Source organism: Bacteroides sp. HMSC067B03 (assembly GCF_001811315.1).
GTDB lineage: Bacteria > Bacteroidota > Bacteroidia > Bacteroidales > Bacteroidaceae > Bacteroides > Bacteroides faecis.
Genome location: NZ_KV804297.1, coordinates 57829 through 75602, shown reverse-complemented (window position 1 = coordinate 75602; position 17774 = coordinate 57829). Strand labels below are relative to the sequence as shown.

14 protein-coding genes are annotated in these 17774 nt (G+C 40.6%); 8 read left to right on the top strand and 6 right to left on the bottom strand.

Annotation, left to right across the window (positions count from 1 at the left end; genetic code table 11):
• Positions 1–81 precede the first annotated feature (81 nt).
• From HMPREF2794_RS05525 to HMPREF2794_RS05510, 4 genes are all read left to right on the top strand, one after another.
• On the top strand, positions 82–984 hold the full coding sequence (locus HMPREF2794_RS05525; RefSeq protein WP_010537522.1) for a vitamin B12 dependent-methionine synthase activation domain-containing protein: 903 nt from the start codon (positions 82–84) through the stop codon (positions 982–984).
• Between the two features lie 69 nt (positions 985–1053).
• Entirely contained in the window at positions 1054–1563 is a 510-nt protein-coding gene (locus HMPREF2794_RS05520) for an RNA polymerase sigma factor (RefSeq protein WP_010537521.1), read from the top strand.
• 6 nt (positions 1564–1569) lie between these two features.
• Positions 1570–2148, top strand: a complete 579-nt coding sequence (locus HMPREF2794_RS05515) for a membrane protein (RefSeq protein WP_010537520.1) — start codon at positions 1570–1572, stop codon at positions 2146–2148.
• Between the two features lie 56 nt (positions 2149–2204).
• Positions 2205–3371 (top strand): metallophosphoesterase, encoded by a 1167-nt coding sequence (locus tag HMPREF2794_RS05510; RefSeq protein ID WP_070751091.1) that lies wholly within the window; start codon positions 2205–2207, stop codon positions 3369–3371.
• On the opposite strand, the gene HMPREF2794_RS05505 is transcribed toward HMPREF2794_RS05510, so the two are convergent.
• Positions 3355–6219, bottom strand: coding sequence for an AAA family ATPase (locus tag HMPREF2794_RS05505; protein ID WP_070751089.1), 2865 nt, complete (start codon positions 6217–6219; stop codon positions 3355–3357). The genes HMPREF2794_RS05510 and HMPREF2794_RS05505 overlap by 17 nt on opposite strands.
• Positions 6216–7466, bottom strand: a complete 1251-nt coding sequence (locus tag HMPREF2794_RS05500) for an exonuclease SbcCD subunit D (protein WP_010537517.1) — start codon at positions 7464–7466, stop codon at positions 6216–6218. The genes HMPREF2794_RS05505 and HMPREF2794_RS05500 overlap by 4 nt, the downstream gene beginning before the upstream one ends.
• 120 nt (positions 7467–7586) lie before the next feature.
• Here HMPREF2794_RS05500 and HMPREF2794_RS05495 point away from each other — a divergent pair, with 120 nt between their 5' ends.
• Entirely contained in the window at positions 7587–8345 is a 759-nt protein-coding gene (locus tag HMPREF2794_RS05495) for a lysophospholipid acyltransferase family protein (RefSeq protein ID WP_022301746.1), read from the top strand.
• A 77-nt stretch (positions 8346–8422) separates the two neighbouring features.
• On the opposite strand, the gene HMPREF2794_RS05490 is transcribed toward HMPREF2794_RS05495, so the two are convergent.
• The 4 genes from HMPREF2794_RS05490 to HMPREF2794_RS05475 all read right to left on the bottom strand — a co-directional run bounded on the left by HMPREF2794_RS05490 (position 8423) and on the right by HMPREF2794_RS05475 (position 12012).
• On the bottom strand, positions 8423–8899 hold the full coding sequence (locus HMPREF2794_RS05490; RefSeq protein ID WP_010537515.1) for a hypothetical protein: 477 nt from the start codon (positions 8897–8899) through the stop codon (positions 8423–8425).
• A gap of 31 nt (positions 8900–8930) precedes the next feature.
• Positions 8931–9314, bottom strand: a complete 384-nt coding sequence (locus HMPREF2794_RS05485) for a DUF3244 domain-containing protein (RefSeq protein ID WP_010537514.1) — start codon at positions 9312–9314, stop codon at positions 8931–8933.
• A gap of 165 nt (positions 9315–9479) precedes the next feature.
• Positions 9480–11234 (bottom strand): tetratricopeptide repeat protein, encoded by a 1755-nt coding sequence (locus HMPREF2794_RS05480; RefSeq protein WP_010537513.1) that lies wholly within the window; start codon positions 11232–11234, stop codon positions 9480–9482.
• A 43-nt stretch (positions 11235–11277) separates the two neighbouring features.
• On the bottom strand, positions 11278–12012 hold the full coding sequence (locus HMPREF2794_RS05475) for a DUF4369 domain-containing protein (protein ID WP_010537512.1): 735 nt from the start codon (positions 12010–12012) through the stop codon (positions 11278–11280).
• 157 nt (positions 12013–12169) lie between these two features.
• On the opposite strand from HMPREF2794_RS05475, the gene HMPREF2794_RS05470 reads away from it, so the two are divergent.
• Genes HMPREF2794_RS05470 through HMPREF2794_RS05460 form a run of 3 tightly spaced genes read left to right on the top strand, consistent with a single transcriptional unit; the run spans position 12170 to position 17762 of the window.
• On the top strand, positions 12170–13408 hold the full coding sequence (locus HMPREF2794_RS05470; protein WP_022301748.1) for an anaerobic sulfatase-maturation protein: 1239 nt from the start codon (positions 12170–12172) through the stop codon (positions 13406–13408).
• A 37-nt stretch (positions 13409–13445) separates the two neighbouring features.
• Positions 13446–15605 (top strand): S46 family peptidase, encoded by a 2160-nt coding sequence (locus tag HMPREF2794_RS05465; RefSeq protein ID WP_022301749.1) that lies wholly within the window; start codon positions 13446–13448, stop codon positions 15603–15605.
• The gene (locus HMPREF2794_RS05460) at positions 15606–17762 is read left to right on the top strand and encodes a S46 family peptidase (protein ID WP_070751087.1); all 2157 of its coding nucleotides are present in this window, start codon (positions 15606–15608) and stop codon (positions 17760–17762) included.
• Positions 17763–17774 lie beyond the last annotated feature (12 nt).

Here is a 17774-nt window from a genome sequence, read left to right as displayed (position 1 = left end):
CGTTTTTTAATAGCCTAATTTCTTCAAACCGTGAAATCCGTGTCATCCGTGCCTAGTTTTTATTCATCACATACTTATGATATGATTTTATCTTATAAGATACATAATGTTGCTCCCTATATTAATTGGATTTACTTTTTCCATGCATGGGGATTCCAACCTCGTTTTGCAGCCATCGCCAATATTCACGGATGTGACGTTTGCCGCGCCTCATGGCTGACCACTTTCCCGGAAGAAGACCGCAGCAAAGCTTCTGAGGCTATGCAACTGTTTAAAGAGGCCAACCGGATGCTGGATTCGCTTGACAAGGATTATGAAGTAAAAACGATCTTCAAGCTCTGCAAGGCAAATTCGGACGGAGATAATCTGGTGATTGAGAAAGGGACCAATCAATCCATTATTTTCCCTTTGCTCCGCCAGCAGACACCCAAACGGGACGGTAGTCCGTTCCTTTGCCTGAGCGACTTTATCCGCCCACTCTCTTCCGGTATTCCGGACACAATAGGCGCCTTTGCCTCTTCCATTGATGCAGATATGGAAGGTCTGTATCAGCAGGACCCTTACAAGCATTTACTTGTCCAAACCCTTTCCGACCGTTTGGCAGAAGCCGCTACGGAGAAAATGCATGAGTATGTACGCAAAGAAGCATGGGGATATGCCAAAGATGAAAGCCTGTCCATGTCCGATTTATTGGTTGAAAAATACCAAGGAATTCGCCCTGCAGTAGGCTACCCATCCCTCCCCGACCAATCCATCAATTTCTTGTTGGATGAACTGCTGGATATGAAACAGATAGGAATCACGCTGACTGAAAATGGCGCTATGTACCCACATGCTTCCGTTTGCGGGCTTATGTTCGCCCATCCGGCTTCCGAATACTTTTCTGTCGGAAAGATAGGTGAAGACCAACTGGAAGATTATGCCCGTCGCCGGGGAAAAAGTATGGAGGAAATGCGAAAATTCCTGGCTGCCAATCTGCAATAAATTTCGTTTACTTGTGATTTTTCTCCTTTTCACACGACTAACTAACCAGAAAAGTAACCCATTTAATTCATGAGAGAACGAACAACAGAGGCAACTAATCCCATTGAGCAGGAGTTCTTATCGGTCATCCGCGAATATGAGCGGGTGATTTACAAGGTATGCTACTTATACACTAACCCTAACGCCCCGCTCAATGATCTTTACCAGGATGTGATACTTAACCTCTGGAAAGCCTACCCCAAGTTCAGGAAAGAATGCAAAATATCCACATGGATTTACCGTATTGCCCTGAATACGTGTATCAGCTTTTTCCGCAAAGAAAAGAATGTACCGGAAATCGTTACTCTCACCTACGAAACTGACTGGGTAATAGAAGAACATGATCCGATCCACGAAATGCTGAGGCAACTTTATCAAATGATTAATCAGCTGGGACAACTCGACAAATCAATCATTCTGCTTTATCTTGAAGACAAAAGTTATGAAGACATTGCAGAAATCACCGGACTAACGGTAACAAATGTAGCTACCAAACTGAGCCGTATCAAAGACAAACTAAAAAAAATGAAAAAGGAGTAATCATATATGGAACTGGAAGAACTGAAAAAATCATGGAATGCCTTGGATGAGCACTTAAAAGACAAAGAGCTGATCAAAGAGGAAGAACTTGGCAAACTGATAGGACATGCAGACAAAAGTATCCATGCCATTGCCCGGCTGAATATCAAACTGATTTTGATTTCTTTACCGGTTTTGGTCTTATTCCTGCTGGAAGTCCTGTTGCATGGCAGACTGAACCCAATCTATATTATCATCATTCTGTCGTGGATTCCCGCACTCTACTGGGACATCATTACTACACGTTTTCTACAACAAACGAAAGTAGATGAGATGCCGCTGATAGAAGTGATCAGCCGTGTCAACCGCATTCACCGATGGATGATCCGGGAACGTTTAATCGCAACAGCTTTCCTCCTTATATTGGCAGTACTTTCATTTATCTATTGGCAGATATGGCAATATGGAATAGGAATAATACTGTTTTTTATTTTGCTATGGGGAGCTGGTCTTGGTCTGATCTTATGGATTTATCGCAAGAAATTCCTAAATCGTATTCAGGAAATCAAGAAGAATCTGGACGAACTTAAAATCATTGACAATTAAATGACTCATCAAAGCTCTTCGCCTGCTTTAATTAAGAATTTTTGATCCGTGCTGTTATGTTACAACGCTTATTTATATTTTTACTGATTTTCCTTATTTTACCGGACATTTATCTGTATCTCAGATTTATCGTCCATCTTACAGCGAGACGATGGTTGAAAATCCTCTATTGGCTGCCTACTTTCCTGCTATCCACAGGATTGCTTTACCTGGTTTATTTCTCCAACAATGCCTTTGCCGAACGCCATACACAGGATATCGGATGGTTTTCCATCTTTTTCTTCCTGTTCACAGCTCCCAAATTACTGCTTTTTCTCTGTACGGTCATCGGAATCCCTTTTCATAAATGGTTGCGCTGGCCGCGAACTCCTTTTATATGTACCGGACTGACACTGGCCGTAGTTTCTATCGTAATGATTATCTACGGGTCTTTTATCGGGCGTACGCAGTTTGACGTCAAAGAAGTAACCTACTCCTCGTCTAAACTCCCATCATCTTTCGATGGTTACCGCATCGTTCAATTGTCAGACATCCATATCGGAAGCTGGCAGGGAAATGCCTCGGCTATCCAGAATTTAGTAAATCTGGTCAACGAACAACACCCTGATCTTATTGCCTTTACCGGAGATCTGGTTAATCATCGTGCAATCGAACTCAATGATTTTCAACATATACTGGCTGGTCTGAAAGCAAAAGACGGGGTATACTCCATTTTGGGGAATCATGATTACGGTCCTTATTTCCGCTGGAAAAATAAACAAGAGCAAGATGATAACCTGAGCGACCTTCAACAAAGACAAGCCGCTATGGGCTGGAAATTATTGAATAATTCTCATACCATTCTGATTCAAGGTAACGACAGTATCGCCCTTATCGGGGTTGAAAACGAAGGAGAGCCTCCTTTCTCACAATATGCTGACCTGCCCAAAGCGATGCAAGGTACTGAAGGAATGTTTCAGATACTTTTAAGTCATAATCCTACCCACTGGAGACGGGAGGTACTTCCGGAATCAGACATAGACTTAATGCTGGCAGGGCATACCCACGCCATGCAGTTAAAGCTAGGGAATTATTCTCCTTCTTCCTATATCTATCCCGAATGGAGCGGGATGTACCTGGAAGGAACACGTGGATTATACGTAAATGTAGGCATCGGTTATGTCGGATTACCATTCCGCTTCGGTGCATGGCCGGAAATAACAGTGCTTACCCTACGACGGTAAGCACGCTTTTTCCATTGATTTTCTTATGTACCTGTACCTGAACAGAAATACGTTCACTCATCTCCTGTACATGAGAGATAACTCCGATTTTTCGCCCTTGCATCTGTAATTGTTCCAAAGCTTCCATAGCTGTTCGCAGACTATCAGCATCCAACGCTCCAAATCCTTCGTCAATAAACAAAGATTCTACTTTCAGGTTATTGCTGGAAAGTGATGATAACCCCAGTGCAAGCGCCAGTGAAATCAGAAAAGATTCGCCGCCCGAAAGCGAGTATACCGTACGTATCTCATCGCACATGTCACAATCAATCACCTGAAGCGCCAGCGTATCGGGAACTTGCTGCAATTTATATCGCTTGGACAAATAAGACAAATGTTTGTTGGCATGAAGCAATAGCAGATTCAAAGTGTAACTTTGAGCTATTACTTTAAATTTTGTACCGTCGGCACTCCCTATCAATTTATTCAATTTAGCCCAACGTCCGGCAACCTCCTGTTTTTCGGTTAGTTCCTTAGTTATCTGATCAACGATGGTTTTATTCTTTGTCTGCTGTAACAAACGAGCCTCTACAGTCGACAGAGCACGTTCCGTATTCAAATTATCTTCCTGCTGTTTGGCTATGGTCTGAGGAAGCAGATCCGGATATTCGATATTTTTCTGTTGTTCTCGTAGTTCTTCTATAGTAACAGCCAACTGCTTCATCTCTCCCTGCAAGCCGGAAAGACGGTTTTTCACTCCTTCCACTTGTTTGCGGGCCGTTTCCAAAGCGTCATTCAACTCTTTTTCTTTTCGGGCTACAGCAACCTCAGCTTCATCCGCACTCTTTCCTTTTAATAATAAAGAACGTTCCTGACGAAGTGTATCCAACGCTTTAGCAATCACATCAAATCTTTGTTGTTCACCAGCAACCGCTTTCTGTAAAATAGTTAATTGCTCCTTAACAGCTGCTACCTTTTGCGCAGCCAAACGGCACTGAGCGACATTCTCACGCAAGGCATCACAATGTGCACGTAACTTTTTTATTTTCTCATCACTTTGCTGCCATTCCGCATACAGGTTCCGATAGGCTAAAATACGCTCTGCCAACTCATTCAACCGGCTCCGTATCTGCTCTTCATTTCCTACAGAATCTTCCTCTTGCTGCAAAGCAGACAATTGTTCTTTTATCTGTGCCTCCGTTGCCTTTTGATGAGTCAAATCGCGTTGCAGGGTGATATTGCGATTATTTATCTGCTGATAAGCGGACAATGCTGTATTATATTCCTGTTCCATCCTCCGATAAAGAGTATCTACTATTTCTTGTTCCCGATGATAAGGATGCATCGTACTCCCACAAACCGGACAAGCCTCACCTTCCTGCAACTGCTGACGCAATGCTTTCACATCCTTCCCTACTGCCATACGAGCACTCTCATAAAGTCGATGGAGAGCTTTAACGACAGAATCCTGTTCTGCCAATTGCCGCGTACAAACAACCACCTCCTTTTCCAGTTTCTCTATCTCCTGCTTCGCCTTCAATTGTCCTTCTGTCAATTGCTTCATATTTTGTAGCCGCACCAGTTCCTTTTGGATTTTACTTTGCTCATCTACCAAAGAAGGATAACTAAAAGAATTCAACTGGATAAGACGTTCTTCATTCGCCTTTGTCCATGTTTCCAATCTCTCTTTTTCCTCGTTGAGGATTAATTCAATCTGTTCCGGTTGAAGTGCCTCCACATCTGTACGATTCAGCAAATGGTTCAGAGAGTGATAGGATATCTGCAACTGCCCCATAGCAGATGTCAATTTCTTCTCCTGATCTGCCACCTGCTGACGGGCAGCCTGCAAAATCTGCTGAGACTGCATATATCCTGCCTGTTGCGATTGTATTTGCACGTCCAACTGACGTGCCTTTTTCAAATCCGGCTGTATCGCTTCCCATTGTGCTCTAAAATGAAGCAATCCCTCTTCCTGAACAACCAAAGCAGTCTGCAAATTCTTTTGATTAACCAGTTCTCCCTGCTCTTCCTGCTGTTTTTTCATCCAGAGAGTTTCCTGTATCTTTAATGAACGGACAACATTCAATTGTGCATTCAGCTCTGCCAGTAACTTAATTCCTGCAGCACGTTTCTCAGTCAGCAGTTCTTTCTCTTTCTGCAAACTAAGAAATTCGTCCTCCGGCAACAATTCAATCACGCTCATTTTATTGTGTATCATCGCTACCTCTTCTTGTACAGCCTTATTTCGGGCAAAAATTTCCTGAGAAATACGAGAATAAACACCTGTTCCTGTCAGCTTTTCCAATAATTCCGCTTTCGCCGCTCCCCTGGACTTCAAGAAAGTAGCAAAATCATTTTGCGCCAACAATACGGTACGAGTAAATTGTTCGTATGTCAAACCGACCAAATCCACCAACTGCGCCAACAGTTCTTTCTTCGTCCCCTGAAATTCTTTTTCCGTATCTAAATCTTTCACCTCTAACACTTGAGGTTGTAAAGAACCACTCGCCTTATTTCTTGTCCTTCTGACCGACCACCGGGAACGATATCTATGTCCGTCAACTCCTTGAAAATCTACTTCCGCATACCCATCACTTGTTCCACGGCGAAGCAGATTCCTTACATCCGCCTGATTTATCTGATTATCTCCCACATCTGCCAGATTGATACTCTCTACCGAGGTCGCAAAACGGGGAGCTTTATCATATAATGCAAGACACAGAGCATCCAGCAGAGTCGACTTGCCAGCTCCTGTAGCCCCGGAAATTGCGAATATACCAGCCGAACATAACGGTTCCACTGTAAAATCAATTTCAACACTGCCTTCTATCGAAGTCAGATTCTTCAATCTTATAGCGATAATTTTCATTCTCCTTCCTCCTCTTCTTTACGAGTTGCAGAAATATATGCTTCCTGAAACAAGTCTGTCAACTCAGCAGACATCTCCGTCTGGTAAACCTTCTCAAAAGCAGATTGCGCGATCTGTAACGGAGACATTTCCTGCAATCCCCTTTTCCAGTCATCAACTTCTTTTTCTACCCTTCCTTCCTGACGATAGGCAGAAATAATTCGTGCCAAACGATATTTTTTACCTACCAATGCATCTTCTATCTCCTGACGAAGCATCGGTTCCGGTTCTTCAAGCAACACCTTGATTTCCAAATACGGTGCTTCTCCCTCCACCTCGGGTAAATCTCTTAACATTTCTATTATTTTTTCCGGTGAGGCAGGGTCTCCGACCGGTACACTGACAAGAGAAATCAGTTGTGGACACTCTATTCTTCTGATATCAACAGCACAACCTTCATCTAAAGTCACCATTACCACACCATGATGATAATGCTTTTCAGCAAAAGACATAGGAATCGGGCTTCCGGCATATCTTACGTTCTCCCTGCCGGATACTCGTTGCGCTTTATGAATATGCCCCAAAGCCGTATACGCAATCTTCTCTGAAAAAGTATCAGGTGATACACACTCCAGACCACCAATTACAGTCCGCTCACTATAATCTTTTTCTGCAATTTCTGATCCGGTAGCCTGCAAATGTCCAATAGCAAGAATAGCCTGATTCGTTTTCCGGCGTGCCCATAATCTTTGCAGAAGTTGCGTATAAAGTTCGCGAACCCCTTCCATATAGGGATTGCCTTCTGTCTCAACTACCGGATAATCTCCCTGACGTAAAAAAGGAACAGCCATACAAAGTACTTCTACTTCCCCTTCCCGGTTTTTCAGCTCTACCGCCAAATGATCATAATCAATCTCTCCCTCGTTCAATTTACGCACTACCCCTCTGACTTCCGTCCGCATAGCTTGCAGCAAAGGCAGGGGAGCCTCCAAACGTGCAGCAGAATCATGATTACCGGCAACAATCACAATTTGCAGTCCCGGGTTTTCTGCAGTCACCCGATAAATAAATTCATAGTACATGCGCTGGGACGCGGCTGAAGGATTGGAGACATCGAACACATCTCCAGCTATAATCAATGCGTCAATCTCATTTTTCCGGATTTCTCTCAATAGCCAATCAAGAAAGGCTTCATGTTCTTTGGTACGGTCATAACCAAAAAATGTCTGTCCTAAATGCCAATCAGCGGTATGTAGTATACGTATCATATCATTATCTCTATATAACAGCAGACAAAAATAGCACAAACGCAAAGATTATGTTGTATCTTACTGCTTTTTTTACCAATAATCATGTATCTTTGCATATATATAAAAAATAAATTCCTAATGAAGATACTATATTATATTTATCAAATTTGCATTGCTTTACCTATCCTATTGGTATTGACTATTCTAACAGCAATTGTGACCATTATAGGCTCTTTACTTGGAGGAGCTCATTTTTGGGGATATTATCCAGGCAAAATATGGTCGCAGCTAATCTGTCTGTTCCTGTTGATTCCTGTCAAGATTCACGGTCGTGAGAAATTACACGGAAAAACCTCTTATATCTTTGTGCCGAATCATCAAGGTTCATTCGATATTTTCCTTATTTACGGATTCATCGGAAGAAACTTCAAATGGATGATGAAGAAAAGCCTGCGTAAGCTACCATTTGTGGGTAAGGCATGTGAAAGCGCAGGACATATTTTTGTAGACCGTTCTGGTCCGAAAAAAGTACTGGAGACCATTCGGCAAGCAAAAGATTCTCTGAAAGACGGAGTGTCTTTGGTGGTCTTTCCCGAAGGGGCACGTACCTTCACTGGACATATGGGATATTTTAAAAAAGGAGCGTTTCAATTGGCAGATGACCTACAGTTAGCAGTTGTTCCCGTAACGATTGATGGTTCTTTTGAAATCCTTCCACGTACAGGCAAATGGATACATCGCCATCGTATGATTCTGACTATTCATGATCCTATTCCTCCTAAAGGGAAAGGTATGGAAAATATAAAAGCTACTATGGCAGAAGCTTATGCTGCTGTCGAGAGTGCACTTCCTGAAAAGTATAAAGGAATGATCAAAAATGAAGATCAGGATCGATAAGAACGAAATACGGGGATACTCACGTACCCCCGTATACCTAACCAGTCTTTATGCATTAATCTATTAAATCAAAAAGTCTATATATTATGTAGAAATCTTATTGTCTGGTTAGACATCATCTGCAATTCTTGGAATGTCAAAGTAAATCCTCTCTTTATTTCCTCTTCTAATCGTTCTAAAGAGAAGTACTCTTCTTTTATCCCATTGATTTTGCCTTTAAAATAATTACTGCATTGTTCGTGCAATGTATCCGGAGTAACCAAGCCTCCAAATCCATATTCCCCCACTACAATAACCGGTTTTCGTTGCAATATCCCTTCATGGGCCATCCCCCTTGCTCCGATGATAAGACCAGCTTTATTAACAGCTTCACTTATCTCTTCATCAGAAGAGATATATCTCACCTGATACTCTTGTATCGTATCTAATAGAATACTCACTCTCAATTTTGCACGGGGACAATCTATCCCTACTGCAATACAAGAATTATATTCTATAAGTTGCTGTTTGTCACCTCCCCAAGTGCCAATAGCAACTATATGATGACTTTTCATGATTATATAATAGCTAAGGTTTAGTTCCTTGTTATTCTATCACCAGTTCTCCGTATACGTATCCGCCTCCGGCTACTTTAAATTCTAGTTTATAAATGCCCGGAGCCCATCCTTCTATAGAGAAGGAAGTTGTCTGTCCAGGAGTTGTTACCTGACATACTTCCTGTACTTGTTCATCCACTAATATTTTCACTTCACCAAGAGAAGCAGTGAAAACAATTTCTACAAGATTATTATCTGTAGAAATAGATGCATCAATAGGAATCACAGGAAGAGAACGACTAGTTGTAGTTGGAACTTCACCTTTTAACACGATAGGTAATTTTCTCTCTACCCGATCTGTACTCTCAATAGCGATCATATTCCCTGCAATAAATAATGCAGCCAGAAAAGATAAAATAAAACGTACTTTCATAACTATATTGCTTTTTTGTTTCGCCAAAAGTACAGCATGTATTCGAAAAAACAAAAAAAACGACCCAGACAAATTACGAGGGATAAGTAATGGATATTCCACTATATATCAACATGTTATCAATTTCAGAATTAACATTTACCCGGACAATTCATTTTTTATTTCTTAGAATTCTTTTAAAAAAGCATCTAAATCATCCTGTGTAGAAATACCTAATCGACCTTTCAACCTACTTTTTGCTCGAGTTACAGAATCAGAAGTCGTGTGAAAAATACAACTCAGCTCTTCATGAGTCAAACCAAATTTAAGAAAACAACAAATCTCAAGATCATGTTTAGTAAGAGTTGGGGCTCTATCCAACAGACGACTAACATAATTCCAGTAAATTAGATCAAATAAGCTAAATAATTTCTGTCGCTCTTCATTTGAGAGTTTTCCTCTTAACGTTCCCTCTTTTATAGCCAATAAAAGCCGAAATGCATGAATAAATGGACCTGAAGATATACCAACATTCAATTCACCTCCCCGTTCTTTAAGGTGTTCTGACAAAATTTTATTCTGCATAGTCAAGAGAACAATCTTTCCATTAAGCTCTCCTACTTTAGTACGATTTTCTTCTAACATCAGATTCTCCTTTACCACCTGATCTTTTGAAATTTGAATATCCTCAATCTCCTGTCGATATCGTTCTATTTCTTCCTCATTATCTCTAATCTGCAACTCTATTTCAGCTATTTTCTTCTTATTATTTCTATTTTTATAATAATAATAGCACATACAGGCAACGACAGATAAAAAGGCAATCGTACCCCATAAAATAAAATTCGTATATCGTACTTTCATTTGCAAGTTATCATTCTGAAGTTTTTCATTCTCATATTTCTTCTGTAAACTTGCTATTAACTCGCGGGAATTAAGCTCCTCCATAGAATTAGTTATGGAATCAGCTAATTCATGATAAACTATTGCTTCTTCAAAATTATCAATATCTTTCTCCAAGAAATACAAACAGTCATATGCACTAATCTGTGTATATGCCTTGGAAGAATTAGCACTCATTTTTAAATATTTTCTAGCATTTTCAGTCTGCCCCATTTGCATATATAAATATCCTAAAGATAAACATTCCATATATTTCTTTTCTTCATCTGTTTCTTTTTCATAAGCAGCTAAAAAATAGCGCTCCGCTTCGGGCAAGTTCTGCATGGAACGATATAAAATTCCTAATTCATGCAATATTGTAATTTCAGATAAATAATTCTTCTGTACTGCTATTTCTAAGGCATTATTATAATATAGGGAACAGCTATCCCATTCAGACTTAAACAAATAAACTCTAGCAATATTTAGACTAGCACTGATAACCGAAAGAGAATCCTTCAACTGTTTATATGTAGTAAGTGCCTCTCTAAAATTCGTCAAAGCATCATCATACAAGTCTTGCTTCCGATTAATCATACCTATCTCTTCCGCAATGAGAGCCAACATTTTAAGATTCTGATTTCTCTCATAAATATCTTTTGCAGCAAGAAAAGACTTTAAAGCTTCCTCCTCCTTATCCAATTCCAGCATGACTCTTCCATGATAAAATAGAGTCTTTGCATACATTATAGGTTTATTCTGAGTTATGGCATAATAATTCAAAGCTATAGTAATCAAGGAATCCGAACTGAATTTCATATAATTCTTATCCATTGTCTGCGTCATCAAAAGAGCATAAGTGGCTTGCGACTCACCCCGCAGTTTTTCAGGATCAGGAATACCTTTCAAGATGTTTAGAGCACTGTCCGGACAGAGATCCATGCACTTTTCCACTTTTGAGAAAGTCATTTGAAGTACATCCGAATCTCTATGACAGGAAACTGCCAGAATAGATATAAAAAAGAAAAAAGCAATACGAATAGAAAGGGGCGTTTTCATCTTATCTTGAGTTTTATGCAAAAATACGCAAAAAACTCAAGAATTATTTCTTTGAACCTACATTTTGTTGCATTCGTTGATGTTCCTCTATCAACTGCATGTTTTCTTTAGCCTTCGTCAGAAACTCTCTCACCATCTTATTACTCTTAAAAGAATAGGGAGCATCCTTTATGATATCGTCTATTTGCGGAGTCATTATAGGATATGGCAAAGAACTACAAAGCATTATAAACACATTGGGACCTAATACGTTTTCATAATTATCTGAAATGAAAGTCTTAACATACTGATTCATAGCTTTCATCAACGAATCTCCTTCTGCAAGCAACTGCTCGTGAACTTCTTCCAAATCAGCACCATCCATCACCATACGTGTTTCTTTTCTTTCCAGTTCACCGATACTTTCCTCCATTGCATTCTTCTTTGCAATAAAATCATACAACGCTGTATTCAAAGGGGTTCCGACTGCTTTAAGATCGGTATTGCTAATAGTAATAACAATCTTACCGCTTTCCAACACAATCGGCATAACACTCTCGTCATCCATATAAAGTGTTGTCATCTGTACAGAGTCTATCTTTCCCTTCATTGAAAATGATCCATGTACTACTTCAGCCGAATCCAGTTTCGCCCATTCTCCATCCTTCATAGTCTTCAGGTATAACATTTTTCCATCAAGACCATTCACAGAAGATGTTCCTTCTATCTTATACTTATTAGTACACGAAGCCAAGAAGGGTAGCAAAAGCACAAAAGGCAAAATCTTATTCACGTTCATTGTTTCATTAAATTCTGGATGCAAAGGTACAACTGATTCGGACTTAAAAGAAACATTTTATCAATATTTAAAACTTGTAAGACTCTTTTCTTTAATAATCCTTATAAACAGAGGTAGGAGATCATTTTTTTCATTTAGTTTATCTAAATTTGCAGTCATGAAAGCAACAACTTATGCACCTTTTGCCAAACCGCTTTATGTCATGGTAAAGCCCGTAGGAGCCGTATGTAATCTCGCATGCGAATACTGCTATTATTTGGAAAAGGCGAATCTATACAAAGAAAATCCAAAACATGTAATGAGCGATGAACTGCTGGAAAAGTTCATCGACGAGTATATCAACTCACAAACCATGCCACAAGTGCTTTTCACCTGGCACGGTGGAGAAACACTGATGCGTCCCCTTTCCTTTTATAAAAAGGCAATAGAACTGCAAAAGAAATATGCCCGTGGACGTACTATTGACAACTGTATTCAAACTAACGGAACCATGCTCACAGATGAGTGGTGTGAGTTCTTTCATGAAAACAACTGGTTGGTAGGGGTTTCCATTGACGGGCCACAGGAGTTTCATGATGAGTATCGTAAAAATAAGATGGGAAAGCCTTCTTTCGTCAAAGTAATGCAAGGCATCAATCTTTTGAAAAAACATGGAGTAGAATGGAATGCAATGGCGGTTGTGAACGACTTTAACGCCGACTATCCATTAGACTTTTATAATTTCTTCAAGGAAATAGATTGCCATTATATTCAATTCGCTCCTATCGTCGAACGTATCGTTTCACACCAGGACGGACGTCATCTAGCCTCTCTGGCAGAAGATAAAGAAGGAGCATTAGCCGATTTTTCGGTAAGCCCGGAGCAATGGGGTAACTTTCTCTGTACCATTTTTGATGAATGGGTAAAAGAGGATGTGGGCAATTACTTCATACAGATATTCGACTCTACACTGGCAAACTGGATGGGAGAACAACCGGGTGTATGTACGATGGCGAAACATTGCGGACATGCCGGAGTCATGGAGTTCAACGGGGATGTGTACTCTTGTGACCATTTTGTATTCCCGGAATATAAATTAGGAAATATCTACAGCCAGACTCTGGTGGAGATGATGCACAGCGAACGACAGCATAATTTCGGAACGATGAAATATCAATCGCTCCCGACTCAATGCAAGGAATGCGATTTTCTATTTGCATGCAATGGAGAATGCCCGAAAAACCGTTTCAGCCGAACAGCAGATGGAGAAACCGGTCTGAACTATCTATGCAAAGGATATTATCAATACTTTCAGCACGTAGCTCCATATATGGACTTCATGAAAAATGAATTGATGAACCAGCGGCCTCCTGCCAATATTATGAAAGCCTTGAAAGATGGAAGTTTAAAAATATAATATTAACATCATAATTTATAATTGTTATCATAAAGTAATGAACAGACTAAGACTTTATTTATTAGCGCTGACAGCGCTGCTTGTATGTTCCGCAAAAGCGGATGAAGGTATGTGGTTATTGCAACTAATGCAACAGCAACATTCCATCGATATGATGAAAAAACAAGGATTGAAACTGGAAGCTCAGGATTTATATAATCCCAATGGGGTCTCTTTAAAAGATGCAGTCGGTATATTTGGAGGAGGATGTACCGGAGAAATCATCTCACCGGAAGGCTTGATTCTGACCAATCACCATTGCGGCTATGCTTCTATCCAACAGCACAGTAGCGTGGAACACGATTATCTGACAGACGGGTTCTGGGCAACTTCCAGAGATCAGGAACTTCCTACTCCGGGACTAAAATTCACATTTATCGAACGTATCGAAGATATAACAGATATTGTGAATGCTAAAATCGTTGCAAAAGAGATTACAGAATCTCAGTCATTCACCGGTGGTTTTCTCGAAAGTCTGGCAAAAGAATTATATGAAAAAAGTGACCTGAAAGACAAAAAAGGCATTGTACCACAAGCCCTTCCTTTCTACGCAGGAAATAAATTCTACTTGTTCTACAAGAAGATATATCCGGATGTACGTATGGTTGCCGCCCCTCCTTCTTCTGTTGGTAAGTTTGGTGGTGAAACCGATAACTGGATGTGGCCCCGCCATACAGGGGACTTCTCTATGTTCCGTATCTATGCAGATGCCAATGGGGAACCGGCTGAATACAATGCAAGCAACACTCCTCTGAAAACTAAAAAGCATCTGGCAATCTCCATCAAAGGTTTGAAAGAAGGAGACTACGCAATGATTATGGGATTCCCCGGAAGAACCAGCCGTTATCTGACCGTATCTGAAGTAAAAGAACGTATGGAATCAACAAATGAGCCACGTATTCGTATTCGTGGTGCACGTCTGGCTGTATTGAAAGAAGTAATGAACGCCAGCGACAAAATCCGTATTCAATATGCAAACAAATACGCAGGTTCCAGCAACTACTGGAAAAATTCCATCGGAATGAACAAAGCAATCATCGACAACAATGTCTTAGGTACCAAAGCTGAACAGGAAGCCAAATTTGCAGAATTTGCGAAAGCACAAAACAATGCCGAATATGCTGGTGTTGTGAAAAAGATCGATGATCTGGTTGCCCAGACAGCTCCTCTTAATTATCAACTGACTTGTCTGACTGAAGTCTTTTTCGGTGCAATCGAATATGGAAGCACAATGTTGACCAAAACACGGGAAGCATTGGAAGAAAAGAATGATTCTCTGATCAAAGTTCGTCTGGAGGCTCTGAAAGAAAGCTATAAAAACATTCATAATAAAGACTATGATCACGAAGTAGACCGTAAAGTTGCCAAAGTATTGTTGCCTCTCTATGCCGAAATGATTCCGGCTGACCAACGACCTGCTATCTACAAAGTGATTGAACAGAAGTATAAAGGAGACTACGACAAGTTTGTAGACGACATGTACGATAAATCGATTTTTGCTAATCAGACTAACTTTGAGAAATTCCTCAAAAAGCCAACAGTAAAAGCGATTGATGAAGATCTTGCATTACAATACGCCCAATCGAAATATGATCAATACAGCAATCTTCTCGGTCAATTAAAAGAGCTCGACAAAGAACTTACTTTGCTGCACAAAACCTACATTCGTGGTTTAGGGGAAATGAAATTGCCTGTCCCTTCTTATCCGGACGCAAATTTCACCATTCGTCTGACTTATGGTAATGTAAAACCATACGATCCAAAAGATGGGGTACACTATAACTATTACACAACGACAAAGGGTATTCTTGAAAAAGAGAATCCTGAAGACCGTGAATTTGTCGTACCGGCCAAATTGAAAGAATTAATCGAAAAGAAAGATTACGGTCGTTATGCATTACCCAATGGTGATATGCCTGTTTGTTTCCTGTCAACCAATGATATTACCGGTGGCAACTCCGGTAGCCCTGTACTGAACGAGAATGGAGAACTGATCGGCTGCGCGTTCGACGGAAACTGGGAATCATTGAGTGGCGACATCAATTTCGACAATAACTTACAACGCTGTATCAATCTTGATATCCGCTATGTTCTATTCATCCTTGAAAAACTAGGAAACTGTGGCCATCTGATTAATGAAATGACTATCGTAGAATAAATGAGAAAACAAATCATATTTGCTATTTTTTCACTGGCAACTCTTAGCATCCACGCCGACGAAGGCATGTGGGTGCTAACTGACCTGAAAGCGCAAAATGCAGTTGCCATGCGGGAACTCGGACTTGAGATTCCTATTGAGGAAGTATATAATGCCAATAGCATTTCTCTAAAAGATGCCGTCGTACACTTCGGTGGTGGATGCACCGGAGAAGTCATTTCTTCCGAAGGTCTGGTACTCACTAACCATCATTGCGGTTATGGAGCCATTCAGCAGCACAGTAACGTAGAGCATGATTATCTGACAGAAGGATTCTGGGCGATGAACCGTGACGCGGAACTTCCCACACCGGGTCTAACCGTTACTTTCATAGATCGTATCCTCGACGTGACCAGCTATGTAAATGATCAACTGAAAAAGGATGAAGATCCGAACGGAACAAATTATCTGTCGCCTACCTACCTGAATAAAGTAGCAGAACGATTTGCCAAAGACGAAAACATAGAAGTCACCCCTGCTACAAAACTGGAACTCAAAGCCTTTTACGGAGGAAATAAATATTATATGTTTATAAAAACCGTATATAGCGATATTCGCATGGTAGGTGCTCCTCCCTCTTCTATCGGTAAATTTGGAGCTGACACCGATAACTGGATGTGGCCCCGGCATACTGGAGACTTCTCGCTCTTCCGTATCTACGCAGATAAAAATGGAAAACCTGCAGCATATTCAAAAGACAATGTTCCTTTGCAGGTAAAGAAACATTTGAAAATCAGTATTGCCGGAGTACAAGAAGGTGATTTCACCTTTGTCATGGGATTCCCGGGACGTAACTGGAGATACATGATTTCCGATGAAGTCGAAGAAAGAATGCAGACCACTAACTTCATGCGCCAACATGTACGTGGAGCCCGTCAAAAAGTCTTAATGGAACAGATGCTTAAAAATCCCGCCATACGGATTCATTACGCAAGTAAGTATGCATCTTCAGCCAACTACTGGAAAAATGCGATTGGCATGAACGAAGGATTGGTACGTCTCAAAGTGTTGGATACCAAACGTAAACAACAAGAAGAACTTTTGGCTCGTGGCCGTGAAAAAGGCGATGATTCTTATCAGAAAGCCTTTGACGAGATACGTTCTATCGTAGCTCATCGCCGTGATGCACTGTATCATCAGCAAGCCTTAAATGAAGCACTTGTCACAGCACTTGATTTTATGCGTCTTCCCTCTACTACAGAGATGGTCACTGCTCTCAAGTCAAAAGACAAAGAACAAATAAAAGTTGCTACTCAAAATCTGAAACAAGCCGGTGAAAAATACTTCGCATCAGTCCCTTTTCCGGAAGTAGAACGAATGGTTGCCAAAGCTATGCTACAAACGTATGCCAACTATATTCCGGCGGAACAACGAATCAATATCTTCGAGATTATAAATTCACGTTTCAAAGGAAACATTGATGCTTTTGTAGATGCTTGTTTCGAGTATTCAATCTTTGGTAATCCCAAAAACTTTGATAAGTTTATCAAAAAGCCAAGCTTGTATAAGATCGGACATGATTGGATGATATTATTCAAATATTCCATAACGGACGGAATTTTGAAAACAGCAATTGCCATGAAAGAAGCCAATCAAAATTATGACGCAGCTCATAAAGTATGGGTAAAAGGAATGATGGATATGAGACAGGAAAAAGGAACACCGATCTATCCGGATGCGAATTCAACCTTACGGCTCACTTACGGGCAGGTACTATCATACGAACCTGCTGATGGAGTAATTTATGACGCACATACTACCCTCAAAGGAGTGATGGAGAAAGAAGATCCGGGAAATTGGGAATTTGTAGTCCCCCAGAAGTTGAAGGAACTCTATAAAGCCAAAGATTATGGACGCTATGGTAAAGATGGTGAAATGCCCGTATGCTTTATCGTCAATACCGATAACACAGGAGGAAATTCCGGTAGCCCTGTATTCAATGGCAAAGGACAACTGGTAGGAACTGCTTTCGACCGCAATTATGAAGGTCTGACCGGTGACATAGCTTTCCGCCCTTCATCGCAGCGCGCAGCCTGTGTAGATATCCGCTATATCTTATTTATCATCGATAAATATGCAGGAGCTTCTCACATTATTGATGAACTGAGCATTGAATAAATGAAGAACTAA